Genomic DNA, 21371 nt, shown 5'->3' on the forward strand with positions numbered 1-21371 from the left:
TGATCGGAAAAGGAGAGGAATTATTTGCGGCCAAACAGCGAACCCAGTAAGCCGCGCACAATTTTCTGCCCAGTACTCCCGCCCAGGCTGCGGGCAGCACTTTTGGCAAAGGTGCCGACAATATCCTGAGTCAGTTTTTCTCGTTGCTTGGCTGCGCGTTCAGCTTCTTTTTGCTGTTCTCGTGCCAGACGTTCCTGTTCTTTAATTTGCTGCTTGGCAAGAGCTGCTTGTTCCTTGCTTTGTTGTTTGGCAAATTCGGCGGCCTGAGCCTGTTGCTGGCGTTCTGCGACCTTGTTTTGCAGCATTTCGTGGGCGCTGTCCCGATCGACTGGCTGCTCATAAATACCGGCGACAATACTTTGCTGCATGAGAGCCTTGCGTTCTTCAAGCGAGATCGGTGTAAAGGATGAATGCGGCGGCATGACCCAGCCACGCTCTACAATTTGTGGAATGCCCTTTTCATCCAGGCAGCTAATTAGAGCCTCACCTACTGCTAACTCGGTAATCACCTGATCGACTTTAAATTCAGGATTGGCTCGGAAAGTCTCTGCTGCGGTTTTCACTGCTTTTTGATCTTTGGGAGTGAAAGCCCGCAAAGCATGTTGAACCCGATTGCCGAGCTGGCCTAAGACACTTTCAGGCAAGTCCAAAGGATTTTGCGTGACAAAATAAATCCCTACACCTTTCGAGCGAATTAGACGCACCACCTGCTCAATTTTTTCTTTCAGGGCAGGGCTGGCATTATCAAACAAGAGATGGGCTTCATCAAAGAAAAACACCAGTTTAGGTTTGTCCAGATCGCCGACTTCGGGAAGCTGTTCAAACAGCTCAGAGAGCATCCAGAGTAAGAACGTGGCATATAGCTTAGGCGTATTCATCAGCTTGTCAGCCGCCAACAAATTGATATTGCCACGTCCTTGACTATCCGTCTGCAAAAAGTCCATCAGATCCAGCGCCGGCTCGCCAAAAAACTGGTCACCGCCTTGGTCAGCCAGTGCTAACAAATTACGTTGAATCGCACCGAGACTGGCGGGTGAAAGATTGCCATATTCAGCTTTAAAGTCAGCCGCATGCTCAGAGACATAACTCAGCATCGCTTTCAGATCTTTAAAGTCGATCAGCAATAAACCCTGATCATCGGCAATCCGAAACACGGCAGATAAAACGCCTTCCTGGGTGTCATTCAGATTCAGTATTTGCGCCAGCAGCAGCGGGCCAATTTCAGAAATGGTAGTGCGAATCGGATGACCCTGTTCGCCAAATAAATCCCAAAACACCACTGGTGAGGCTGCAAAAGGAATGGACTCGATATTGAGACTTTTAATCCGTTCATCAAACTTGGGGCTGCTTTCACCTGCTTTGGCCAGGCTGGACACATCGCCTTTGGCATCGGCGAGGAATACAGGTACACCAATTCGAGAAAAGCTCTCCGCCAATACTTTTAAAGTCACAGTCTTTCCGGTACCAGTGGCACCTGCAATCAAGCCATGTCGATTGGCAAGTTGGGAATGCAGCACAATATCCTGTGTGGTATCCGCAGTTTTTTTAGCTATAACAATTGGTCTACCCATAGCTTTTCCTGTTATTTATTATTCGTTTTTAAGTTTTTTCATTTGTTCTAGTGCATGCTGAATATCTTGAATCAAATCTTCCGGATATTCCAGTCCAATACAGAAACGAACCAGCAAGCCGTCTTTTAAGTGTGAATGTTCCAGCACACGCATGTCTTTTAAGTTATATAGCATGACCAGACTGACAGGGCCACCCCAACTAAAGCCAAGCTTAAACAGTTTTAAGCTATCACAGAAATTCCGGATATCCTGCATTACGTATGTGCTGTCAAAGATCACGCTGACCAGGCCGGCACTATCACCTTGCTTGCAAATTTCTTTCCAGTACTGATGGCCTGCGCTGTCCGGGTCAGCAGGATGCAGCACCTGTACAAACTCGGCTTGCTGTTGAAGCCATGTCATTAATGCCAGTGCACTTTTCGACTGATGTTCATAGCGAAGTTGCATCGAAGCCAGACTGCGTTGTATCTGTGCCACATCATCACCAGAAACACTAATGCCCTGAATGGCATGTGCGCGGAACAGTTTGTGATGCAGGGCCTTATCTCGCGTAACCACCGAGCCCATCAGAATATCACCCCCGCCGCTTGGATATTTGGTCAGTGCATGTACCGTCATATCTACACTTAAATGCTCTTCACTAAAATCAAAGGCATCAAAAGCCAGACCTGCGCCCCAGGTATTATCCAGCGCAGTAAGAATATTGTGTGCCTGAGCTTTTTTCACTAAACCAGCCAGATCCGGAAATTCCAAGGTGACTGAGCCAGCAGCCTCGAGCCAGATCAGTTTGGCTTTATCTGTAGGCTGAAATGTATCAAGCTCTATGGGATTGTAGACCTTAACCGTAATTCCATAACGCTTTTCCAGATTGCGTAAATGTTCCATGTTTGGACCATAGATATTGTCAGCCACCCAAACCTCATCTCCTTGGCTTAAAAAGCAAGAATTCACGAGATTAATCGCGGATAAACCACTCGGTGCGAGCAGGTGATATAAACCACCTTCGAGCTGTGCGATGTTATCGCCCAGCGTAAAGGTCGTAGGCGTGCCATGCGTGCCATAACTATAGTCATAGTCATCGGTCCAATGGCGATTAAACAGGGCATCGGTATTGTTAAAGATAATCGTCGATGCACGATAGAGGGGAGGCTGAATGGTAGAAATCGCTTGAGGAGCCTTTCGTGGTGCATGAATGAGCGCTGTTTGAGGATTTTTTTTCACGTGAATGCTCTCAAATGTAATCAAATATTACTCTAGCTTAAGAGAATCTGTGACTCACTGCCAGTTACGTTGTGAATTGTTTAAAAACAACAAGTCTTATAAAAAGTTGGCTTCATTTTTGCAAAACCTAAATCTATATAGCTAAAAAAATAGGTTGAGGAGCATGAAGTCGTATTTAAAAGTGCATTATTTTCAGCATATTGCTGGTGAAGGTTTTGGTAGTTGTTATGAATTTTTAAAGCAGCATCAGGCGCACATTACAGCGACTGAATTTTTTGCTTTACCCGTGGATCGACCGCTGGAGATCGAGGCGCTGCCTGCAGTGGAAGAGGTGGATTTGCTGATCATTATGGGGGGAACCATGAGTGTGAATGATGAAGCAAATTTCCCTTGGTTAAAAATAGAAAAACGCTGGTTGCGTCGCTATCTTTCGCATGGCAAACCGGCAATTGGCCTGTGTCTGGGTGGGCAGTTGATTGCAAATGCTTTGGGTGCAGGTGTTAGTCGCAATCCAGAACAGGAATTGGGGTGGACCACGGTGCACAGAGTGGCGAATCTACCAGAGACGTGTTTTAGCCTGCCGGAGCAGTTTAATATTCTGCAATGGCACAATGAAACATTTGAATTGCCTAAAGGGGCAGTCCATCTGGCAGAAAATGAAGCCTGTCGTAATCAGATGTACCAGTTGGGTAGAAATGTATTGGGCTTCCAGTTTCATCCGGAAATTACCCCAGAAACACTCGAATTGTTTTTAGAAAATGAAGGAGAGCTTGCACAATTTTCAGGAAAATATGTGCAAAATTTATTTGAATTAAAAAAAACCACGAAGCAAAAATTTATTGAAGGAAATCAGATATTAAATCGTGCTATAGAATATGTTTTGGCAAAAACTGCCTAATATTTACACAATAAACTATTGTTTTAAGTCATAAATTGAAAACTTGGATAAAACCATAAAAGAGATTTGCTTATGCATTAAACAATGGCTATAATAAGCGACCCTTCAATAGGAAGGGGGTTAACTGCGAATAAAGTAGTTAACTATCGTTACAGTCGTGGCATCGATCATGACCTTAGTGATATTTCACTGCTCTTGACACTTGCCCACATAAAGTGGGGTGAGATGCGTCAAGAGTGATTCTTTATATATTTGGCTTGGAGTTTACTGGTATGTCTAACCAGAGAATTCGTATCCGTCTTAAGTCTTTTGATCATCGCCTGATTGATCAATCAGCTCAAGAAATCGTAGAAACCGCAAAACGTACTGGCGCACAAGTGTGTGGTCCAATTCCAATGCCAACACGCATTGAACGTTTTAACGTTTTAACATCACCACACGTAAACAAAGACGCGCGTGACCAGTACGAAATCCGTACTTACAAGCGTTTGATCGACATCGTTCAACCTACAGACAAAACTGTAGATGCATTGATGAAGTTAGATCTTGCAGCTGGTGTTGATGTTCAGATCGCATTGGGTTAAGGCTTTCGGGTTAATTAACACTCTAAGTTAATTAGGCCGCTTTTTTAGAGGTTTATGCACATGGCTATTGGTTTAGTCGGTCGCAAGTGCGGTATGACACGTATCTTTACAGATGCTGGTGTTTCTGTGCCTGTTACAGTGATTGAGGTTGATCCTAACCGCATCACTCAAATCAAAACGCTTGAAACTGATGGTTATCAAGCGATTCAAATCACTACTGGTGAACGTCGCGAATCTCGCGTAACTAACGCTCAGAAAGGCCACTTCGCGAAAGCGGGTGTTGCAGCTGGTCGTCTAGTTCAAGAATTCCGTGCTACAGAAGCTGATCTTGAAGGTCGTGAAGTTGGTGGTACGCTTACCGTTGAATTGTTCCAGGTTGGTCAAGTTGTTGACGTAACTGGTCAATCTAAAGGTAAAGGTTTCCAAGGTGGTGTTAAGCGTTGGAACTTCCGTACGCAAGATGCAACTCACGGTAACTCAGTTTCTCACCGTGTTTTAGGTTCTACTGGTCAAAACCAGACTCCTGGTCGCGTATTCAAAGGCAAAAAAATGGCTGGCCATTTAGGTGCTGAACGCGTAACTACACAGGGTCTTGAGATCGTTGCTATCGACACAGAACGTTCAGTTCTAGTTGTTAAAGGCGCGGTTCCTGGTGCTACTGGTGGCGACGTAATCGTTCGTCCTACGATCAAGGCCTGAGGGGAAATAACGTGAATTTAAATACTGTTTCCGGCTCTGCTGTTGAATTATCAGAAGTTGCGTTCGGTCGTGAATTTAATGAAGCTCTTGTTCACCAAGTGGTTACAGCTTATTTAGCTGGTGGCCGTCAAGGTTCAAAAGCTCAGAAATCACGTGCAGACGTTTCTGGCGGTGGTCGCAAGCCATTCCGTCAAAAAGGTACTGGCCGCGCTCGTGCTGGTTCTATTCGTAGCCCAATCTGGGTTGGCGGTGGTAAAACTTTTGCTGCTCGTCCACAAGACTGGTCTCAAAAAGTAAACCGTAAAATGTACCGCGGTGCTATGCAATGCATCCTGGCTGAACTTGTTCGTCAAGATCGCCTAGTTTTAGTTGAAGAGTTTGCTGTTGCGGCTCCAAAAACTAAAGAATTGCTTGCAAAACTTAACGACTTGAATGCGACTCGCGCATTGATCGTTACTGATGCTGTTGATGAGAACCTGTATCTTGCTGCGCGCAACATTCCACACGTTGATGTGGTTGATGCTGCTGCAATCGATCCGGTTAGCTTGATTGCGTTCGACAAAGTTGTTATGTCTGTAGCTGCTGCTAAGAAAATTGAGGTAGAACTCGGATGAACAACGAACGTATCTATCAAGTCCTGCAAGGACCTGTATTCTCAGAAAAAGCACAAGTTTTAGGTGAAACTGCTGGTGTTCAAGTGTTTAAAGTTGCATTAAATGCAAACAAGCTTGAAATCAAAAAAGCAGTGGAACAACTCTTTGGTGTGGAAGTTGTTAAAGTTAACACTACTATCACTAAAGGTAAGTCTAAACGCTTTGGTAAAACATTAGGACGTCGTTCTGATGTTAAAAAAGCATACGTCACCCTGAAAGCTGGCCAAGATGTTGAAATGGCTGACTTGGGCGATACCGCTGAAAGCACAGCGGAATAAGGACGAGAATTATGCCTATTCAAAAATGTAAGCCAACGTCTCCAGGACGTCGCTTTGTAGAGAAAGTGGTTCACGATCACCTTCACAAAGGCGCACCATACTCTCCGTTGGTTGAAGCTAAAAAACGTACTGGCGGCCGTAATAACAACGGTCACATCACGACTCGTCACGTTGGTGGCGGTCACAAGCAGCACTACCGTCTAGTTGACTTTAAACGTAACAAAGATGGTATTCCTGCAACTGTAGAGCGTATCGAATACGATCCTAACCGTACTGCACACATTGCACTTGTATTGTATGCTGACGGTGAGCGTCGTTATATCATCGCTCCTAAAGGCCTTCGCGCTGGCGATAAAGTACAGTCTGGTAACGATGCTCCAATTCGTCCAGGTAACTGCTTGCCGCTTCGCAACATGCCTATCGGTTCTACTCTTCACAACATCGAACTTAAAATCGGTAAAGGCGCGCAGTTAGCTCGTTCAGCTGGTACTTCAGTTCAGCTGTTGGGTCGTGACGGTTCTTACGCTATCGTTCGTCTGCGTTCAGGCGAGATGCGTAAAATTCACGTTGAATGCCGTGCTGTGTTAGGTGAAGTATCTAACTCAGAAAGCAACCTTCGTTCACTAGGTAAAGCTGGTGCATCACGCTGGCGTGGTGTTCGTCCTACCGTTCGTGGTATGGCGATGAACCCAGTTGACCATCCACATGGTGGTGGTGAAGGGCGTAACAAAGGTATTCAACCTGTAAGCCCATGGGGTCAAAAAGCTAAAGGGTACAAGACACGTACCAATAAGCGTACGACTAAGATGATTATTCGCGACCGTCGCGTTAAGTAACAAGTAAAGGAATCTGACAATGCCTCGTTCTCTGAAAAAAGGCCCATTCGTCGATGCGCACTTGTTCGCTAAGGTTGAAGCGGCTATCGCGGCTAATAACCGTAAGCCGATCAAAACTTGGTCGCGTCGTTCGATGATCCTCCCGGATTTTGTTGGTTTAACAATTTCTGTACACAATGGCCGTAACCACGTTCCTGTGATCGTTTCTGAGCACATGGTTGGTCACAAGCTTGGTGAATTTGCACCAACTCGTACCTATCGCGGTCACGGTGTTGACAAGAAATCTAAACGTTAATGGGTGCTATGATGGAAGTAACTGCTAAATTACGCGGTGCCGCTATCTCGGCACAAAAAGCTCGTTTGGTTGCAGATCTTATCCGCGGCAAATCTGTTGCGCACGCTCTTAACATCCTTAACTTCAGCAACAAAAAAGCTGCAGTTCTAGTTAAGAAAGCGTTGGAATCTGCGATTGCAAACGCTGAACACAATAACAGTTTAGATGTAGACGACCTTAAAGTTTCTACGATCTACGTTGATGAAGGCATGAGCCTGAAACGTATTATGCCACGTGCTAAAGGCCGTGCAGATCGTATTACTAAGCGTACTTGTCACATCACCGTTAAGGTAGGGGTTTGATATGGGTCAGAAGGTTCATCCAATCGGTATCCGCCTAGGTGTTGTGAAACGTCATAACGCTAACTGGTATGCGAATCCGAAACAATACGCTGAATACTTGCTTAAAGATCTTCAAGTTCGTGAGTTTTTGATCAAAAAACTTAAAAACGCGATGATCAGCAACATTCTTATCGAACGCCCTACAGGCGCTGCTAAAGTAACTATTAGCACTGCTCGTCCAGGTATCGTAATCGGTAAAAAAGGCGAAGATATTGAGAAACTACAACGCGAATTGACATCTATCATGGGTGTTCCTGCGCAAGTAAGTATCAATGAAATTGATCGTCCAGACTTAGACGCGCGTCTAGTTGCTGAAGCTATCGCTTCTCAATTAGAAAAACGTGTAATGTTCCGTCGTGCTATGAAGCGTGCGGTACAAAACACAATGCGTGCTGGTGCTAAAGGTATCAAAGTAGAAGTTTCAGGCCGTTTAGGTGGTGCTGAGATTGCTCGTACTGAGTGGTATCGTGAAGGTCGTGTACCTCTACATACGCTTCGTGCAGATATCGACTATGCGACTATGCGTGCTGAGACTACTTACGGTACGATCGGTGTTAAAGTTTGGATCTTCCGTGGTGAGATCTTGGGCGGCATGAAACAAGTCATGAACCCAGCTCCAGCTGAAGAACGTCCAGCTAAACGCGGTCGTGGTCGTGGTGAAGGTCAAGAGCGTCGTGGTCGTCGCAATGATCGTTCTGCTGAAAAAGGAGAATAATCCATGTTGCAACCTAAGCGTACTAAATTCCGTAAAGTGCAGAAAGGCCGTAACACTGGTCTAGCACACCGCGGTAGCACAGTATCTTTCGGTACTATTGCACTTAAATCAGTTGAACGTGGTCAAATGACTGCGCGTCAAATTGAAGCAGCGCGTCGTACAATTAGCCGTCGTATTAAGCGTGGTGGTAAGATCTTTATCCGTGTATTCCCGGACAAACCGATTACTTCTAAGCCTCTTGAAGTGCGTATGGGTAAAGGTAAAGGTTCTGTGGAATATTGGGTTTGCCAAATCAAACCAGGTAAAGTCTTGTACGAAATTGATGGTGTTAACGAAGAATTGGCTCGCGAAGCGTTTACGCTTGCAGCAGCTAAACTTCCGTTTAAAACCGCTATCGTGACTCGGACGGTAATGTAATGAAAACTAAAGATCTACGTGAAAAGTCGGTAGAAGAGTTGACAGCTTTGCTTGATGAGCAACAGCTTAACCAATTCCGTCTTCGTATGGCGAAAGCAACTGGTCAATTGGGTAAATCGCATGAAGTTGCACTTACTCGTCAGACTATTGCTCGTATTAAGACCCTCCTTACCGAAAAACAGGGGAACGGACAATGAGTGATAAAACAGTCCGCACGTTAACTGGCAAAGTTGTAAGCGACAAGATGGATAAATCTATCGTTGTTCTTATTGAACGCCAAGTTCAACACCCGTTGTATGGCAAATTAATCCGCCGTTCAACAAAATTACATGCTCATGATGAGAACAACACAGCTAAAGCTGGTGATGTTGTAACCATTAAAGAAAGCCGCCCAATTTCTAAAACTAAGTCTTGGACTCTAGTTGAAGTTGTTGAAGCAGCTGCTGAGTAATTAACGTTCTTGTTGCATCATCGGTCAATTTCGAGTACTCTTTGAGCCTTTCGAAATTTCGACCGGTGTTGCTCGGTTTTGGAGTAGGGCAATGATTCAGACCGAAACTATGCTCGACGTAGCAGACAACAGTGGTGCACGCCGCGTACAATGTATTAAAGTACTTGGTGGCTCGCATCGTCGTTATGCTTCTGTTGGCGACATTATTAAAGTTACTGTAAAAGAAGCAATTCCACGCGCACGTGTTAAAAAAGGTGACGTGATGAATGCGGTTGTGGTTCGTACAAAATTCGGTATCCGTCGTGCAGACGGTTCAGTGATTCGTTTCGACGATAACGCTGCTGTTATTTTGAACAACAACAAAGCGCCGATTGCAACTCGTATTTTCGGACCAGTGACTCGTGAACTTCGTACTGAACAGTTCATGAAAATTATTTCATTGGCTCCTGAAGTTCTATAAGAGGCGATCATGGCTAAGATTAAAAAAGGCGATCAAGTAATTGTGATCGCAGGTAAAGAAAAAGGCAAACAGGGTACTGTTCTGTCTGTTTCTAATGACCGTGTTAAGGTTGAAGGCCTTAACTTGGTGAAGAAGCATCAGAAGCCGAACCGTGCTACAGGCGCTGAAGGTAGCGTTGTAACTCAGGAAGCTTCGCTTCATATTTCAAACGTGGCAGTTTTTAATGCTACAACCCAAAAGGCTGACCGTGTTGGTTACCAAGTGATTGATGGCGTGAAAACTCGCGTATTCAAATCAAATGGTGAATCAGTGGCGGTAGCGAAGTAATAGGTTGATATAGGCCATGGCCAGACTTAAAACACGTTACAACGACGAACTTAAAGCTCAATTACAAGAAGTATTGGGTGTTAAGAATGTGATGGAGATTCCTCGCATCACTAAAATCACGATCAACATGGGTGTTGGCGCAGCTGCTGCTGACAAAAAACTCCTTGATGGTGCTCTTTCAGATATGCAAGCTATCGCTGGTCAAAAACCAGTACTTACGTTAGCTCGTAAATCAATCGCTGGTTTTAAAATCCGTGATGGTTGGCCGATCGGTTGTAAAGTTACTTTACGCGGCGAACGTATGTACGAATTCTTGGACCGTTTGATCTCGATTGCGATCCCTCGTATCCGTGACTTCCGTGGTTTCTCTGCGAAATCATTCGACGGTCGTGGTAACTACTCAATGGGTCTTAAGGAGCAAATCATGTTCCCTGAAATCGATTTTGACAAGATTGATCGTATTCGTGGTATGGATATTACCATTACTACGACTGCTCGCACCGATGACGAAGGCCGTGCGCTTATGCGTGCATTCGGCTTCCCGTTCAAATAAGAGGTCGATATGGCTAAGAAAGGTATGATTAATCGCGAATTGAAACGCGAAGCTACTGTTGCTAAATACGCTGCAAAACGTGCTGAATTAAAAGCTGTTATTGCAAACGTAAATGCATCAGACGAAGAACGTTTCGAAGCGATGATGAAATTACAAGCATTACCACGTAATGCATCTCCAGTACGTCTACGTAACCGTTGTGGTTTAACTGGTCGTCCTCATGGTTACTTCCGTAAGTTCGGTTTAAGCCGTAACAAATTACGTGAAACAGTAATGCAAGGTGATGTACCTGGCGTTGTTAAGGCAAGCTGGTAAGGAGCACTATAGATGAGTATGCAAGATACCGTTGCCGACATGCTAACACGTGTTCGTAACGCACAAATGGCAAAGAAACAAACTGTTTCTATGCCTAATTCTAAGTTGAAGGTAGCAATTGCTAACTTACTTCAACAAGAAGGTTATATTTCAAACGTAGAAGTTGCGGATGCTGAAGGCAAACCAACTCTTACTTTGACTTTAAAGTATTTCGAAGGCAAACCAGTTATCGAAACTGTGAAGCGCGTAAGCCGTCCAGGTCTACGTCAGTATCGCGGTAAAGATGCACTTCCGAGCGTTAAGCAAGGTTTAGGTATTGCAATTGTTTCTACAAGCAAAGGCATCATGACTGATCGCGCTGCACGTGCTGCAGGCGTTGGTGGTGAAGTTATTGCTTTTGTTTCTTAATAGGTGATTCCTCATGTCTCGTGTGGCTAAAGCCCCAGTAACTGTACCTAACGGTGTAACAGTTACTCAGAACGGCCGGCAGGTCGAAGTGAAAGGCACTAAAGGTACATTGTCTTTCAACCTGCATGCGCTGGTCGAGCTTAAACAGGAAGACGGTATTCTAGCTATTGCTCCAGTACAAGAGTCGAAAGACGCTTGGATGCAAGCTGGTACTGCTCGCGCTGTGCTTAACAACCTTGTAAAAGGTGTTAGCGAAGGTTTCGAACGTAAGTTACAGCTTATCGGTGTTGGTTATAAAGCTGCGGTTAAAGGTGACGTTGTTCATCTTAACCTTGGTTTCTCTCACCCGATCGATTATGCACTTCCTGCAGGTGTAACTGCTGAAACTCCAACTGCAACTGAAATCATTCTTAAGTCTGCTGATAAAGCAGCTTTAGGACAGGTTGCTGCAGATATCCGTGGTTACCGTCCACCAGAGCCATATAAAGGCAAAGGTGTTCGTTATTCTGACGAAGTTGTACTTCGTAAAGAAGCTAAGAAGAAATAAGGCGCGAGGTTCTTATGAACGAAAAGAAACAATCCCGTTTGCGTCGTGCGAAAAGCACACGCTTGCACATCCGTGCATTGGGTGCGACTCGTTTGTGTGTAAACCGCACTCCGCGTCACATCTATGCTCAAGTTATCTCTGCAGATGGTGGCAAAGTATTAGCGCAAGCTTCTACTTTAGACGCTACTCTACGTGCGGGTACAACTGGTAACGTTGAAGCAGCTCAAAAAGTAGGTGCTTTAATCGCAGAACGCGCTAAAGCAGCTGGTGTTACTAAAGTTGCATTTGACCGTTCTGGTTTTAAATATCATGGTCGTATCAAAGCCTTGGCTGATGCTGCTCGTGAAAACGGCTTGGAGTTCTAATCATGGCTAAAGTTGAACAAAACGAAGGTCTTGTTGAAAAGCTGGTTGCCGTTGATCGTGTAGCCAAAGTTGTTAAGGGTGGTCGTATCTTCTCTTTCACAGCATTAACTGTTGTGGGTGATGGTAATGGTCGCGTAGGTTTTGGTCGTGGTAAAGCACGTGAAGTTCCAGCTGCTATCTCTAAAGCACTTGAAGCTGCTCGTCGCAATATGATTACTGTTGACCTTGTTGATGGTACGTTACAGCACCCAATTCATGCACGTCACGGCGCTAGCCGCGTATTCATGCAGCCTGCCTCTGAAGGTACAGGTGTAATTGCTGGTGGCGCTATGCGTGCAGTTCTAGAAGCTGTAGGCGTACGTAACGTGTTGACTAAATGCCGTGGTTCTACTAACGCTGCTAACGTAGTAAACGCAACTTTCAATGGTTTGCGTGATATGACTACTCCTGAAAAGGTTGCTGCGAAACGTGGTCTTTCAGTAGAACAAATTCAAGGGTAATCAATCATGAAAACGATTAAAGTTACCCAGACTAAATCTGCATCGCACCGCTTGAAAAATCACAAGCTTAGCCTGCAAGGTTTAGGTCTGCGTCGTATTGGTCATACTGTAGAAGTGTTAGACACACCTTCTAACCGTGGTATGATCAACCAAGTCTACTATATGGTTAGTGTAGAGGAATAAGCCATGACTCTGCGTTTAAATACAATTGCACCTGCAGAAGGTGCTAAACGTGATAACCTTCGTTTAGGCCGTGGTATCGGTTCTGGCGTTGGTAAGACCGGTGGCCGTGGTGTCAAAGGTCAAAACTCACGTAAGAGCGGTGGTACTCGTCCAGGTTTCGAAGGCGGTCAAACAGCACTTTACCGTCGTTTGCCTAAATTCGGCTTCACTAGCCAATTGGCTTTGAAAACTGCTGAAGTACGTTTATCTGAGCTTGCTAAAGTTGAAGGCGACATCGTGTCTCTTGAAACTTTAAAAGCTGCGAACGTTGTACGTAAAGACATGATCCGTGCTCGTATCGTACTTTCTGGTGAAATTACTCGTGCATTCACTGTTCAAGGTGTTGCATTGACTAAAGGCGCTAAAGCTGCTGTTGAAGCTGCTGGCGGCAAAGTCGAGGAGTAATCCCCAGTGTCTATGACTCCTAGTTCTTCAGGTCATGTCAACATGATGAAAGGCCAACCATTTCATGTGAAATACCGTGAAATTATTCGTCGAATGATGTTTCTCATTGGTGCGTTGTTGGTGTTTCGACTAGGAGCGCATATTCCAGTACCAGGCATCAATAATGCTGCGTTAGAAAACTTGTTTAATGCAAACCAAGGTACCATCCTTGGTTTGTTTAACATGTTTTCTGGTGGTGCATTAGAACGAATGTCTATTCTTGCTCTCGGGATCATGCCATACATCTCTGCGTCGATTATCGTGCAGTTGATGTCAACTGTGGTTCCTTCGCTGGAAGCTTTAAAGAAAGAAGGCGAGCAAGGCAAACGTAAAATTAATCAATACACACGACAAGGTACATTATTCTTAGCGCTGGTACAGGCGATAGGTATGTGTGCAGGCCTGATCAGTCAGGGGATTACCCTGAATACTGGTTTGGCTTTTTATGTTCCTGCAGTAACCTCACTGGTTGCGGGGACCATGTTCTTGATGTGGTTGGGTGAACAGATTACCGAGCGTGGGGTGGGAAATGGTATTTCCATGATCATCTTCGCGGGTATTGTTGCCGGATTGCCTAATCTGATTATGCAATCTTTCTCCTCTGTAGATAATGGCCAGACCAGCCTGATTGGCTTGGTAATTTTTGGTTTGTTATCTCTGGGTGTTTTGGCAGCGATCGTGTTTATTGAGAAAGCGCAGCGTCGTATTCCGGTAAACTATGCTCAAAAACAACAAGGTCGTCGTGTATTTACTGCACAGCAGACACATTTGCCATTAAAAATTAATATGGCGGGTGTGATTCCGGCAATTTTTGCCAGCTCATTACTTTTGTTCCCTGCGAGCTTAGGGCAGTGGGTGGGTAGTGCAGATCCAAATGCTGGATTTATTAAGCGTAGCCTGCAAGATGTAGCATTGGTATTGTCGCCTGGTCAGCCGTTGTATTTGGTGCTCTTTGGTGCGTTAATTATCTTTTTCTGTTACTTCTATACAGCACTGGTATTTAGTCCTAAAGAAGTGTCAGAGAACTTGAAACGCAGCGGAGCTTACGTGCCTGGTATACGTCCAGGTGAGCAAACTGCTCGTTACTTAGATCATATTCTCAATCGTTTGACCTTTATTGGCGCGATTTACATCGCAGTCATTTGTTTGATGCCGATGGTATTGCAAAGTTCATTTGGTATTCCATTCTATTTGGGTGGTACCTCTTTGCTGATTGTTGTGGTGGTAGTGATGGACTTTATGGCTCAGCTGCAATCACACCTCACTTCGCACCAATACGATAATCAAACGTTAATGAGAAAAACGACTGCTCATCCTAAGGGATAAGCGCACTTGAGGTTTCATCATGAAAGTACAAGCTTCTGTTAAGAAAATTTGTGGTAGCTGTAAAGTTATCCGTCGTAATGGGGTTATCCGCGTAATTTGTAGCGCAGAACCTCGTCATAAGCAGCGTCAAGGTTAATCTGATTAAGACCTGTTGATTTCTGTAGGCGAATTAGGTTATTATCCGCCCCTCAAGATTTTTGTGGGGCGGTTGATTATCTACTGCCTTTTTGGAGAAAATTGAATGGCTCGTATTGCCGGTGTAAACATTCCGGATAACAAGCACGCTGTTATCTCTCTAACGTATATCTTTGGTATTGGTCGCCATACTTCAAAAGCTATCTTAGCTGCTGCTGGTATTGCTCCAACTACTAAGATCCGTGAATTAGATGACGCTCAGCTTGATGCGATTCGTGCAGAAGTTGCTAAGGTTCCGACCGAAGGTGATTTACGTCGCGAAATTTCCATGAACATTAAACGTTTAATGGATTTAGGCTGCTACCGCGGTCTTCGTCATCGTCGCAGCTTGCCTGTCCGCGGTCAACGCACCAAAACTAACGCTCGTACCCGTAAAGGTCCGCGCAAACCTATTAAGAAATAAGATTTCTGGAAGCTAAAAGATGGCTAAAGATACTCGCGCACGCAAGAAGGTCACTCGTACCGTCTCTGAAGGTGTCGCACACATTCACGCTTCTTTTAATAACACCATTGTGACTATTACCGATCGTCAAGGTAATGCACTGGCTTGGGCCACTTCAGGTGGACAAGGCTTCCGTGGATCACGTAAATCAACTCCGTTCGCTGCTCAGGTAGCTGCTGAAGTTGCTGGTAAAGCTGCTTTAGACTACGGTTTGAAAAACTTGGACGTCCTTGTAAAAGGTCCTGGTCCTGGTCGTGAATCTGCGGTTCGTGCTTTAGGTGCAGTGGGTTATAAAATTAACAGCATTACCGATGTGACGCCAATCCCGCACAACGGTTGCCGTCCACCTAAAAAACGTCGCGTGTAAGGAGAAACATTCATGGCTCGTTATATTGGTCCAAAATGCAAACTCTCTCGTCGCGAAGGGACAGACCTGCAACTTAAATCAGGCGTTAAACCGTTTGATGTTAAGACAAAAAAACATGCGAAAGTTCCTGGCCAACACGGCGGGGCTCGTGGTGGTAAACAATCTGAGTACTCACTACAATTACGTGAAAAACAAAAAGTACGTCGCATGTACGGTGTTTTAGAGCGTCAATTTAGTAACTACTATAAAGAAGCTGCTCGTGTTAAAGGCGCAACTGGTGAAAACCTGTTGAAGCTACTTGAAAGCCGTCTTGATAACGTTGTTTATCGTATGGGTTTCGGTTCTACTCGTGCAGAAGCTCGTCAGTTAGTATCTCACCGTAGCATCACTTTGAATGGCCGTCGTGTTAACATTGCGTCTATCCAAGTTAAAGCGGGTGATGTGATCGCAGTTCACGAAGGCGCTAAGCAACAATTACGTATCAAAAACGCAATTGAATTAGCTACTCAACGTGGCATGCCTTCTTGGATGGAAATTGACCATTCTAAATTAGAAGGTACGTTCAAAGCTGCACCGGATCGTTCTGATTTACCTGCTGAAATCAACGAAAGCTTGATTGTAGAATTGTATTCTAAATAATCCTTGAGGAAGCAATATGACGCGTACTGCAAATGAGTTTCTAACTCCGCAAGCGATCAAGGTCGAAGCGGCAAGCGGGACCTCGGCAAAAGTTATTCTAGAACCATTAGAGCGTGGCTTTGGTCATACTCTTGGTAATGCTTTACGTCGCATCCTTCTTTCTTCTCTACCTGGCGCAGCTGTGGTAGAAGTTGAGATTGAAGGGGTCGAGCACGAGTACAGTACTTTGGAAGGCTTGCAGCAGGACATCGTCGAGCTCTTGCTGAACCTAAAAGGATTGTCGATTAAGCTGTTCGATCAAAATGAAGCTTATTTAACATTAGAGAAACAAGGTGCAGGCGACGTAACTGCGGCTGACCTTCGTTTACCTCATAATGTTGAAGTGGTTAACCCTGAACATTTGATCGGTACTTTAAGTGCCTCAGGCTCATTGAAAATGCGTCTGAAAGTGGCTCAAGGTCGTGGCTACGAGACTTCTGATTCACGCTTCCCTGAAGGCGAAACTCGCCCAGTGGGTCGCTTGCAGTTAGATGCGTCTTACAGCCCAATCAAACGTGTTTCATACACCGTGGAAAACGCGCGTGTAGAACAACGTACTGACCTTGATAAACTGATCATTGATCTTGAAACTAACGGTACTGTAGATCCTGAAGAAGCGATCCGCAAAGCTGCAACTATTTTGCAGCAACAAATTGCGATCTTCGTTGACCTTCAGAAAGATCAAGCACCTGTTGCTCAAGAGCCTCGTGAAGAAGTTGACCCAATCTTGCTTCGCCCAGTAGATGATCTAGAGCTAACTGTTCGTTCTGCTAACTGTTTGAAAGCAGAAAACATTTACTACATTGGTGATCTTGTACAGCGTACCGAAGTTGAGTTGCTTAAAACTCCTAACTTGGGTAAAAAATCGCTTACTGAGATCAAAGATGTTCTGGCTTCTAAAGGCTTACAACTCGGCATGCGTTTAGAGAACTGGCCACCGGCTAGTCTCCGTATGGACGATCGTTTCGCCTATCGTAGCCGTTAATTAAGTAGGACTATCACCATGCGTCATCGTAATAGTGGTGTGAAATTAGGCCGTACAAGCAGTCATCGTAAAGCGATGTTCCAAAACATGGCTAACTCTTTGTTCGAGCACGAGTTGATCAAAACAACTGTGCCTAAAGCAAAAGAGTTACGTCGTGTAGCTGAGCCTTTAATCACTTTAGCTAAAAACGATACAGTAGCAAACCGTCGTTTGGCGTTTGCTCGTACTCGTTCAGCAGCAACTGTTGGTAAATTATTTACCGTTCTTGGCCCTCGTTACAAAGAGCGTAACGGCGGTTATCTACGTGTTCTTAAAGCGGGCTTCCGTGCAGGTGATGCTGCACCGATGGCTTACGTTGAGCTAGTAGATCGCGAAGTTAACTAATTTCGTGAAGAATAACGTAAGTTGTTCGAAAAGGTCGGTTGAATAAACCGGCCTTTTTTAATGCCTGTATATTTTAATTTAAAGTGATTGAGTTCAACATAACTGATCTGGCCTGAAAAGATAAAAAAATAGTGGCTTTTTAATGAACTTGACATTGTGTATTGTCAGTTTTGTGATTTAATAAAAACAGATAGCATCGCTTAGGTAAAAGAACAACATGGAAAAGCAGGTAGATATTTTAATTGTGGGTGCAGGGATCTCGGGGATTGGTCTAGCAGCACATCTTTCTAAACATTGTCCGCAACGCTCTTTTGAGATTATTGAACGCCGCGAAAGTATTGGTGGAACTTGGGATCTGTTTAAATATCCGGGAATCCGTTCTGATTCGGATATGTCGACTTTTGGTTTTAATTTCAAACCCTGGAAGAAAGAAAGCGTGCTTGCCGATGGCGCATCCATCAAAAATTATCTGGCTGAAGTGGTAGAAGAGTTTAAACTTCAGCCAAAAACCCATTTCCAGCATCGGGTTCTGAGTGCTAATTATGATTCTGCCACCTGCAAATGGTCAGTAGAGATTGTGGACGCACAGGGTAAGACGCAGATCTGGATCGCCAACTTTATACTGGGTTGTACCGGTTATTATAATTATGATCAGGGTTTTCAGCCGGAGTTTCCAAATCAAACTGCATTCAAAGGTGAGTTTATTCATCCGCAACATTGGCCGGAAAATTTAAACTATAAAGGCAAAAAGGTGGTCATTATTGGTAGTGGTGCGACCGCGATTACCTTGGTTCCTGCGATGGTCAAAGGTGGAGCAGGTCATGTGACCATGTTGCAGCGTTCACCGACTTATATTGCCTCTGTGCCTTCGGTCGATTTTATTTATTCAAAAATGCGTAAATATCTGCCTGAGGAGGTCGCCTACAAGCTGACACGTGCGCGTAATATCGGCATGCAGCGCGGGATTTATGCTTTGGCACAGAAACAGCCAAAATTATTAAAATCACTTTTGCTTAAATCGGTGCAATTCCAGCTGAAAGGTAAAGTGGACATGAAGCACTTTACCCCGAATTATGAACCTTGGGATCAGCGTCTCTGTGTGGTGCCGGATGGGGATCTGTTTGAAATTTTACGTGAAGGGCAGGCATCGGTTGCAACGGATCAGATAGAAACCTTGACCGAAACTGGAATTCAGCTGAAATCAGGTCAACATCTGGATGCTGATATTATTGTTTCTGCAACGGGTCTGAATATTCAAATCCTCGGCGGGATTCAGGCGACGATGGATGGTCAGCCTATCGATACCTCACAGCATATGCTGTATAGAGGCATCATGGTCAGTGATATACCAAATATGGCGCTGATTATTGGCTATATTAATGCCTCCTGGACACTTAAAGTCGATATTGCAGCTGAGTATATTTGCCGTTTGTTGAACTATATGGATCAGCAAGGTTATGCGCAGGTGATTCCTCAGGGAGATCAGAGCGAATTGCTTCAGGATACCGTCATGGGTAGTCTCAGTTCGGGTTATATTGCCCGTGCTGCGGATGTGATGCCAAAGCAGGGTAAACATGCTCCGTGGAAAGTCAGCAATAATTATCTCGCAGACCGCAAGGAACTCAAACAGGCTTCCTTTGAAGATGGGGTGCTGAAATTTAGAAAAAACAGCAATGCTTTAAAGCATAAACCGCGTCTGGTTTCTTAAAGTTATATTTTTGCATACAGAAAAAGGAGTCCTAAGAGACTCCTTTTTTATGAATCCATTTTAAAGTGAACGGGCGATGAGTTCTTTCATGATTTCATTGGTACCCGCATAAATCCGATTGGCACGGTTGTCGATATAGGCACGGGCAATCGGATATTCCAGCATATAACCATAGCCGCCATGCAATTGCAGACATTCATCTACGACTTTGCTGTACATTTCTGAAATCTTGTATTTGGCCGCAGCAGCGGCATCTACGCCCAGTTCGTGATTGAGTTGCAGCTGCATACAGCGATCCAGATAAGTGCGGCACACATCGATCTCGGTACGTAGTTCTGCCAGTTTAAAACGGGTATTTTGAAAATGGCTGATGCTCTTGCCAAATGCCTGACGTTCCTTGGTATATTTCACTGTATGGGCAAAAGCGGCTTCAGCGCCTGCCTGACAGATAATCGCCACAATCAGGCGTTCCCAAGCCAGTTCTTTCATCAGCATCATAAAGCCCATGCCTTCCAGACCGAGCAGGTTTTCTGTGGGTACCCGAACATTGTCAAAGAAGAGTTCGCAGGTATCCTGACCTTTCATGCCAATTTTATTCAGCGGCTTGCCTTTACTAAATCCGGCACGCTCTGCTTCGACCATAATCAATGAAAGATTGGCTGAACCTTTGTCATTATTGCCGGTTTTACAGACCACAATCGCCATGTCACAGAGATAGCCATTGGTAATAAAGATTTTGGAACCACTAATCACATAGTCATCGCCATCGAGTACTGCCGAGGTACGCACTGCTTGCAGGTCAGAGCCAGTTCCCGGTTCGGTCATGGCAATCGCGGTGACGACCTCTCCAGACGCCATTTTCGGTAACCATTGTTGTTTTTGAGCTTCATTACCAAAATTCAGCAGATAATTGGCAACAATATCTGAATGCAATGAAAATCCAGTCGCTGAATCTCCGGCATAGGCCTGTTCCTCAATCAAAATCATGCTATACAGCCGGTCTACGCCAGAGCCGCCATATTCTTCGGGCATGGTAGCGCAGAGCAATCCAAGCTCACCGGCTTTATTCCACAGCTCTCGATCTACATGCTGTTGACTTTCATAACGCTCGGTATATGGAATGACTTCTTTCTCATAAAATTTACTTACCGTCTCGCGAAAAGCCTCATGTCCGGTAGTAAAGAGTTGGCGCGGCAGCATCGGGGCAAGTGGACGAATGGCTGCAGATTGCATCTTGTTATTCCTTATTTTGATCTGTTTGGTTTAAAGTTAGGCCAAGCCAGGATCGGCAGCAATGAGCGAAATGTTCAAATGAGCTAAATCTGCTGATGCTTTTGGTCATTTCTCTGAAATCCCTCGAAATTCAGCAGGCGCTTCAGGTAAACTGTCCGGGTTTATAACGAGTTGGGGAAATTCGATGACTGATGACATCAGCTTAGAAGAGCGCAAAGTGATTTATCGTGCGCGTCGTGGTCTAAAAGAACTGGATGTATATTTTGATCCCTACGTAAAAAACCATTACCTGAATGCTGAGCCTTTCGAAAAACAGATGTTTGCAGAACTGGTTGAGCAGGAAGACCCGGATTTGCTGGACTGGTTTATGGAAGTGTCTGAGCCGCCGCGTCCTGAACTAAAAGATTTTATCAAGAAGCTTAAATTTTACGTTCATGGATAATCGTTGCTTCAAGCTGAAACGCAGTCTGTGTGCATTGGCGTTTCAGCTTTTTATTTTTGCACTGCTGATGTATCTGTTGTATCAGTTATTACCGATTGCACTTTGGGCAGTGTGCGCTGTCATAGGCCTGGTGATTTATCAGCTGTTTTACCGCAAGACACCACAGATTGAACAGTTTGAATATCTGGATGGACGTGAATGGTCATTGACCGCTAAAGCACGATCAACCCGTCGGGTATGTATTAGTCACGTGATTGATCATCAGGCGTATATTGTGGTGTATTTCCAGCATGCCAAGGCGCGACCTCTGCTGATCTGGTGTGATCAATTGCCCTTCAAACAATGGAAGTCCTTAAAATTATTGACTAAATTAATTTAGTTGTAAGACAAATACATTTTAATGATTTGATTAAAATGCACATAAAACAAATATTTAGATCAACTTCCTATTTTTATTGTCAGACAAAAATTA

At 44.7% G+C, this 21371-nt stretch carries 35 protein-coding genes; 32 read left to right on the forward strand and 3 right to left on the reverse strand.

The annotated features are described in order from the left end of the window. Window positions 1-20: 20 nt before the first annotated feature. Entirely contained in the window at window positions 21-1571 is a 1551-nt protein-coding gene (locus AC1P5O_RS05250) for a helicase HerA-like domain-containing protein (RefSeq protein WP_004732283.1), read from the reverse strand. 18 nt (window positions 1572-1589) lie between these two features. After that, window positions 1590-2792: a PLP-dependent transferase gene (locus AC1P5O_RS05255; protein ID WP_005249895.1), complete on the reverse strand. Its 1203-nt coding sequence runs from the start codon at window positions 2790-2792 to the stop codon at window positions 1590-1592. A gap of 163 nt (window positions 2793-2955) precedes the next feature. On the opposite strand from AC1P5O_RS05255, the gene AC1P5O_RS05260 reads away from it, so the two are divergent. The 30 genes from AC1P5O_RS05260 to AC1P5O_RS05405 all read left to right on the forward strand — a co-directional run bounded on the left by AC1P5O_RS05260 (window position 2956) and on the right by AC1P5O_RS05405 (window position 19224). Then, window positions 2956-3690 (forward strand): type 1 glutamine amidotransferase, encoded by a 735-nt coding sequence (locus AC1P5O_RS05260; RefSeq protein WP_004732279.1) that lies wholly within the window; start codon window positions 2956-2958, stop codon window positions 3688-3690. A gap of 272 nt (window positions 3691-3962) precedes the next feature. Then, entirely contained in the window at window positions 3963-4274 is a 312-nt protein-coding gene (gene rpsJ, locus AC1P5O_RS05265; RefSeq protein ID WP_000070912.1) for a 30S ribosomal protein S10, read from the forward strand. A 60-nt stretch (window positions 4275-4334) separates the two neighbouring features. Next, window positions 4335-4973, forward strand: a complete 639-nt coding sequence (gene rplC, locus AC1P5O_RS05270; protein WP_004645054.1) for a 50S ribosomal protein L3 — start codon at window positions 4335-4337, stop codon at window positions 4971-4973. Window positions 4974-4984: 11 nt separating this feature from the next. Then, window positions 4985-5587, forward strand: coding sequence for a 50S ribosomal protein L4 (rplD, locus tag AC1P5O_RS05275; protein WP_004281511.1), 603 nt, complete (start codon window positions 4985-4987; stop codon window positions 5585-5587). Continuing rightward, window positions 5584-5904: a 50S ribosomal protein L23 gene (gene rplW, locus AC1P5O_RS05280; protein WP_004281510.1), complete on the forward strand. Its 321-nt coding sequence runs from the start codon at window positions 5584-5586 to the stop codon at window positions 5902-5904. The genes rplD and rplW overlap by 4 nt, the downstream gene beginning before the upstream one ends. A gap of 11 nt (window positions 5905-5915) precedes the next feature. Continuing rightward, the gene (gene rplB / locus AC1P5O_RS05285) at window positions 5916-6740 is read left to right on the forward strand and encodes a 50S ribosomal protein L2 (RefSeq protein WP_004281509.1); all 825 of its coding nucleotides are present in this window, start codon (window positions 5916-5918) and stop codon (window positions 6738-6740) included. Window positions 6741-6759: 19 nt separating this feature from the next. After that, entirely contained in the window at window positions 6760-7035 is a 276-nt protein-coding gene (rpsS, locus tag AC1P5O_RS05290) for a 30S ribosomal protein S19 (RefSeq protein ID WP_004281508.1), read from the forward strand. Between the two features lie 11 nt (window positions 7036-7046). Continuing rightward, window positions 7047-7376: a 50S ribosomal protein L22 gene (gene rplV / locus AC1P5O_RS05295; protein WP_001982638.1), complete on the forward strand. Its 330-nt coding sequence runs from the start codon at window positions 7047-7049 to the stop codon at window positions 7374-7376. Between the two features lies 1 nt (window position 7377). Next, window positions 7378-8130, forward strand: a complete 753-nt coding sequence (rpsC, locus tag AC1P5O_RS05300) for a 30S ribosomal protein S3 (protein WP_004281507.1) — start codon at window positions 7378-7380, stop codon at window positions 8128-8130. A 3-nt stretch (window positions 8131-8133) separates the two neighbouring features. Beyond that, window positions 8134-8547 (forward strand): 50S ribosomal protein L16, encoded by a 414-nt coding sequence (gene rplP, locus AC1P5O_RS05305; protein WP_004281506.1) that lies wholly within the window; start codon window positions 8134-8136, stop codon window positions 8545-8547. Then, complete coding sequence (gene rpmC, locus AC1P5O_RS05310; protein ID WP_004281505.1) at window positions 8547-8744, forward strand: 50S ribosomal protein L29; 198 nt, start codon at window positions 8547-8549, stop codon at window positions 8742-8744. The genes rplP and rpmC overlap by 1 nt, the downstream gene beginning before the upstream one ends. After that, entirely contained in the window at window positions 8741-8998 is a 258-nt protein-coding gene (gene rpsQ, locus AC1P5O_RS05315; RefSeq protein ID WP_004281504.1) for a 30S ribosomal protein S17, read from the forward strand. The genes rpmC and rpsQ overlap by 4 nt, the downstream gene beginning before the upstream one ends. 91 nt (window positions 8999-9089) lie before the next feature. Further along, on the forward strand, window positions 9090-9458 hold the full coding sequence (gene rplN, locus AC1P5O_RS05320) for a 50S ribosomal protein L14 (protein WP_004281503.1): 369 nt from the start codon (window positions 9090-9092) through the stop codon (window positions 9456-9458). A 9-nt stretch (window positions 9459-9467) separates the two neighbouring features. Further along, complete coding sequence (gene rplX / locus AC1P5O_RS05325) at window positions 9468-9785, forward strand: 50S ribosomal protein L24 (RefSeq protein WP_004281502.1); 318 nt, start codon at window positions 9468-9470, stop codon at window positions 9783-9785. A gap of 16 nt (window positions 9786-9801) precedes the next feature. Then, on the forward strand, window positions 9802-10338 hold the full coding sequence (rplE, locus tag AC1P5O_RS05330) for a 50S ribosomal protein L5 (RefSeq protein ID WP_004645057.1): 537 nt from the start codon (window positions 9802-9804) through the stop codon (window positions 10336-10338). A 9-nt stretch (window positions 10339-10347) separates the two neighbouring features. Next, complete coding sequence (gene rpsN, locus AC1P5O_RS05335) at window positions 10348-10653, forward strand: 30S ribosomal protein S14 (protein WP_004732275.1); 306 nt, start codon at window positions 10348-10350, stop codon at window positions 10651-10653. 12 nt (window positions 10654-10665) lie between these two features. Beyond that, the gene (gene rpsH / locus AC1P5O_RS05340) at window positions 10666-11061 is read left to right on the forward strand and encodes a 30S ribosomal protein S8 (protein ID WP_004281499.1); all 396 of its coding nucleotides are present in this window, start codon (window positions 10666-10668) and stop codon (window positions 11059-11061) included. 13 nt (window positions 11062-11074) lie between these two features. Continuing rightward, complete coding sequence (gene rplF, locus AC1P5O_RS05345) at window positions 11075-11608, forward strand: 50S ribosomal protein L6 (RefSeq protein ID WP_004645059.1); 534 nt, start codon at window positions 11075-11077, stop codon at window positions 11606-11608. 14 nt (window positions 11609-11622) lie between these two features. Continuing rightward, entirely contained in the window at window positions 11623-11973 is a 351-nt protein-coding gene (gene rplR, locus AC1P5O_RS05350; protein ID WP_004281497.1) for a 50S ribosomal protein L18, read from the forward strand. Between the two features lie 2 nt (window positions 11974-11975). Then, complete coding sequence (rpsE, locus tag AC1P5O_RS05355; protein ID WP_004281496.1) at window positions 11976-12473, forward strand: 30S ribosomal protein S5; 498 nt, start codon at window positions 11976-11978, stop codon at window positions 12471-12473. Window positions 12474-12479: 6 nt separating this feature from the next. Next, entirely contained in the window at window positions 12480-12656 is a 177-nt protein-coding gene (gene rpmD, locus AC1P5O_RS05360; RefSeq protein ID WP_004281495.1) for a 50S ribosomal protein L30, read from the forward strand. Between the two features lie 9 nt (window positions 12657-12665). Beyond that, a complete protein-coding gene (gene rplO, locus AC1P5O_RS05365; RefSeq protein ID WP_026055742.1) occupies window positions 12666-13100 on the forward strand; it encodes a 50S ribosomal protein L15 in 435 nt (144 codons plus the stop codon). A 12-nt stretch (window positions 13101-13112) separates the two neighbouring features. Continuing rightward, window positions 13113-14465, forward strand: coding sequence for a preprotein translocase subunit SecY (gene secY / locus AC1P5O_RS05370; RefSeq protein ID WP_026056578.1), 1353 nt, complete (start codon window positions 13113-13115; stop codon window positions 14463-14465). A gap of 19 nt (window positions 14466-14484) precedes the next feature. Then, on the forward strand, window positions 14485-14601 hold the full coding sequence (gene rpmJ, locus AC1P5O_RS05375) for a 50S ribosomal protein L36 (RefSeq protein WP_000867907.1): 117 nt from the start codon (window positions 14485-14487) through the stop codon (window positions 14599-14601). A 105-nt stretch (window positions 14602-14706) separates the two neighbouring features. Continuing rightward, the gene (gene rpsM / locus AC1P5O_RS05380; protein ID WP_004281492.1) at window positions 14707-15063 is read left to right on the forward strand and encodes a 30S ribosomal protein S13; all 357 of its coding nucleotides are present in this window, start codon (window positions 14707-14709) and stop codon (window positions 15061-15063) included. 19 nt (window positions 15064-15082) lie between these two features. After that, window positions 15083-15469, forward strand: a complete 387-nt coding sequence (gene rpsK, locus AC1P5O_RS05385) for a 30S ribosomal protein S11 (protein ID WP_004281491.1) — start codon at window positions 15083-15085, stop codon at window positions 15467-15469. Window positions 15470-15481: 12 nt separating this feature from the next. Beyond that, the gene (gene rpsD, locus AC1P5O_RS05390; RefSeq protein ID WP_004281490.1) at window positions 15482-16108 is read left to right on the forward strand and encodes a 30S ribosomal protein S4; all 627 of its coding nucleotides are present in this window, start codon (window positions 15482-15484) and stop codon (window positions 16106-16108) included. Between the two features lie 16 nt (window positions 16109-16124). Continuing rightward, the gene (locus tag AC1P5O_RS05395; RefSeq protein ID WP_004281489.1) at window positions 16125-17132 is read left to right on the forward strand and encodes a DNA-directed RNA polymerase subunit alpha; all 1008 of its coding nucleotides are present in this window, start codon (window positions 16125-16127) and stop codon (window positions 17130-17132) included. Window positions 17133-17150: 18 nt separating this feature from the next. Then, entirely contained in the window at window positions 17151-17516 is a 366-nt protein-coding gene (gene rplQ / locus AC1P5O_RS05400) for a 50S ribosomal protein L17 (RefSeq protein ID WP_004281488.1), read from the forward strand. Window positions 17517-17733: 217 nt separating this feature from the next. Beyond that, complete coding sequence (locus AC1P5O_RS05405; RefSeq protein WP_004732270.1) at window positions 17734-19224, forward strand: flavin-containing monooxygenase; 1491 nt, start codon at window positions 17734-17736, stop codon at window positions 19222-19224. Window positions 19225-19284: 60 nt separating this feature from the next. Here the strand turns inward: AC1P5O_RS05405 and AC1P5O_RS05410 are convergent, their stop codons facing one another. Next, entirely contained in the window at window positions 19285-20457 is a 1173-nt protein-coding gene (locus tag AC1P5O_RS05410) for an acyl-CoA dehydrogenase family protein (RefSeq protein WP_004732268.1), read from the reverse strand. A 184-nt stretch (window positions 20458-20641) separates the two neighbouring features. Here AC1P5O_RS05410 and AC1P5O_RS05415 point away from each other — a divergent pair, with 184 nt between their 5' ends. Continuing rightward, window positions 20642-20899: an FAD assembly factor SdhE gene (locus AC1P5O_RS05415; protein ID WP_004281484.1), complete on the forward strand. Its 258-nt coding sequence runs from the start codon at window positions 20642-20644 to the stop codon at window positions 20897-20899. Then, a complete protein-coding gene (locus tag AC1P5O_RS05420; RefSeq protein WP_004732265.1) occupies window positions 20892-21278 on the forward strand; it encodes a hypothetical protein in 387 nt (128 codons plus the stop codon). The genes AC1P5O_RS05415 and AC1P5O_RS05420 overlap by 8 nt, the downstream gene beginning before the upstream one ends. The last annotated feature ends 93 nt before the right edge of the window (window positions 21279-21371 follow it).

It is taken from the genome of Prolinoborus fasciculus, assembly GCF_056724605.1.

Coding starts and splice junctions, on each gene's coding strand:
- rpsQ (WP_004281504.1), top strand. CDS start 8,741: ATGAGTGATAAAACAGTCCGCACGTTAACTGGCAAAGTTGTAAGCGAC.
- rplW (WP_004281510.1), top strand. CDS start 5,584: ATGAACAACGAACGTATCTATCAAGTCCTGCAAGGACCTGTATTCTCA.
- AC1P5O_RS05420 (WP_004732265.1), top strand. CDS start 20,892: ATGGATAATCGTTGCTTCAAGCTGAAACGCAGTCTGTGTGCATTGGCG.
- rplE (WP_004645057.1), top strand. CDS start 9,802: ATGGCCAGACTTAAAACACGTTACAACGACGAACTTAAAGCTCAATTA.
- rpsM (WP_004281492.1), top strand. CDS start 14,707: ATGGCTCGTATTGCCGGTGTAAACATTCCGGATAACAAGCACGCTGTT.
- secY (WP_026056578.1), top strand. CDS start 13,113: ATGACTCCTAGTTCTTCAGGTCATGTCAACATGATGAAAGGCCAACCA.
- rplX (WP_004281502.1), top strand. CDS start 9,468: ATGGCTAAGATTAAAAAAGGCGATCAAGTAATTGTGATCGCAGGTAAA.
- AC1P5O_RS05410 (WP_004732268.1), bottom strand. CDS start 20,457: ATGCAATCTGCAGCCATTCGTCCACTTGCCCCGATGCTGCCGCGCCAA.
- rpmJ (WP_000867907.1), top strand. CDS start 14,485: ATGAAAGTACAAGCTTCTGTTAAGAAAATTTGTGGTAGCTGTAAAGTT.
- rplR (WP_004281497.1), top strand. CDS start 11,623: ATGAACGAAAAGAAACAATCCCGTTTGCGTCGTGCGAAAAGCACACGC.
- rpsJ (WP_000070912.1), top strand. CDS start 3,963: ATGTCTAACCAGAGAATTCGTATCCGTCTTAAGTCTTTTGATCATCGC.
- AC1P5O_RS05395 (WP_004281489.1), top strand. CDS start 16,125: ATGACGCGTACTGCAAATGAGTTTCTAACTCCGCAAGCGATCAAGGTC.
- rplB (WP_004281509.1), top strand. CDS start 5,916: ATGCCTATTCAAAAATGTAAGCCAACGTCTCCAGGACGTCGCTTTGTA.
- rpsD (WP_004281490.1), top strand. CDS start 15,482: ATGGCTCGTTATATTGGTCCAAAATGCAAACTCTCTCGTCGCGAAGGG.
- rpsE (WP_004281496.1), top strand. CDS start 11,976: ATGGCTAAAGTTGAACAAAACGAAGGTCTTGTTGAAAAGCTGGTTGCC.
- rplC (WP_004645054.1), top strand. CDS start 4,335: ATGGCTATTGGTTTAGTCGGTCGCAAGTGCGGTATGACACGTATCTTT.
- rplV (WP_001982638.1), top strand. CDS start 7,047: ATGGAAGTAACTGCTAAATTACGCGGTGCCGCTATCTCGGCACAAAAA.
- rpmC (WP_004281505.1), top strand. CDS start 8,547: ATGAAAACTAAAGATCTACGTGAAAAGTCGGTAGAAGAGTTGACAGCT.
- rplP (WP_004281506.1), top strand. CDS start 8,134: ATGTTGCAACCTAAGCGTACTAAATTCCGTAAAGTGCAGAAAGGCCGT.
- rplQ (WP_004281488.1), top strand. CDS start 17,151: ATGCGTCATCGTAATAGTGGTGTGAAATTAGGCCGTACAAGCAGTCAT.
- AC1P5O_RS05415 (WP_004281484.1), top strand. CDS start 20,642: ATGACTGATGACATCAGCTTAGAAGAGCGCAAAGTGATTTATCGTGCG.
- rplF (WP_004645059.1), top strand. CDS start 11,075: ATGTCTCGTGTGGCTAAAGCCCCAGTAACTGTACCTAACGGTGTAACA.
- AC1P5O_RS05250 (WP_004732283.1), bottom strand. CDS start 1,571: ATGGGTAGACCAATTGTTATAGCTAAAAAAACTGCGGATACCACACAG.
- rpsS (WP_004281508.1), top strand. CDS start 6,760: ATGCCTCGTTCTCTGAAAAAAGGCCCATTCGTCGATGCGCACTTGTTC.
- rpsC (WP_004281507.1), top strand. CDS start 7,378: ATGGGTCAGAAGGTTCATCCAATCGGTATCCGCCTAGGTGTTGTGAAA.
- AC1P5O_RS05260 (WP_004732279.1), top strand. CDS start 2,956: ATGAAGTCGTATTTAAAAGTGCATTATTTTCAGCATATTGCTGGTGAA.
- AC1P5O_RS05405 (WP_004732270.1), top strand. CDS start 17,734: ATGGAAAAGCAGGTAGATATTTTAATTGTGGGTGCAGGGATCTCGGGG.
- rpsK (WP_004281491.1), top strand. CDS start 15,083: ATGGCTAAAGATACTCGCGCACGCAAGAAGGTCACTCGTACCGTCTCT.
- rplN (WP_004281503.1), top strand. CDS start 9,090: ATGATTCAGACCGAAACTATGCTCGACGTAGCAGACAACAGTGGTGCA.
- rpsH (WP_004281499.1), top strand. CDS start 10,666: ATGAGTATGCAAGATACCGTTGCCGACATGCTAACACGTGTTCGTAAC.
- rpmD (WP_004281495.1), top strand. CDS start 12,480: ATGAAAACGATTAAAGTTACCCAGACTAAATCTGCATCGCACCGCTTG.
- rpsN (WP_004732275.1), top strand. CDS start 10,348: ATGGCTAAGAAAGGTATGATTAATCGCGAATTGAAACGCGAAGCTACT.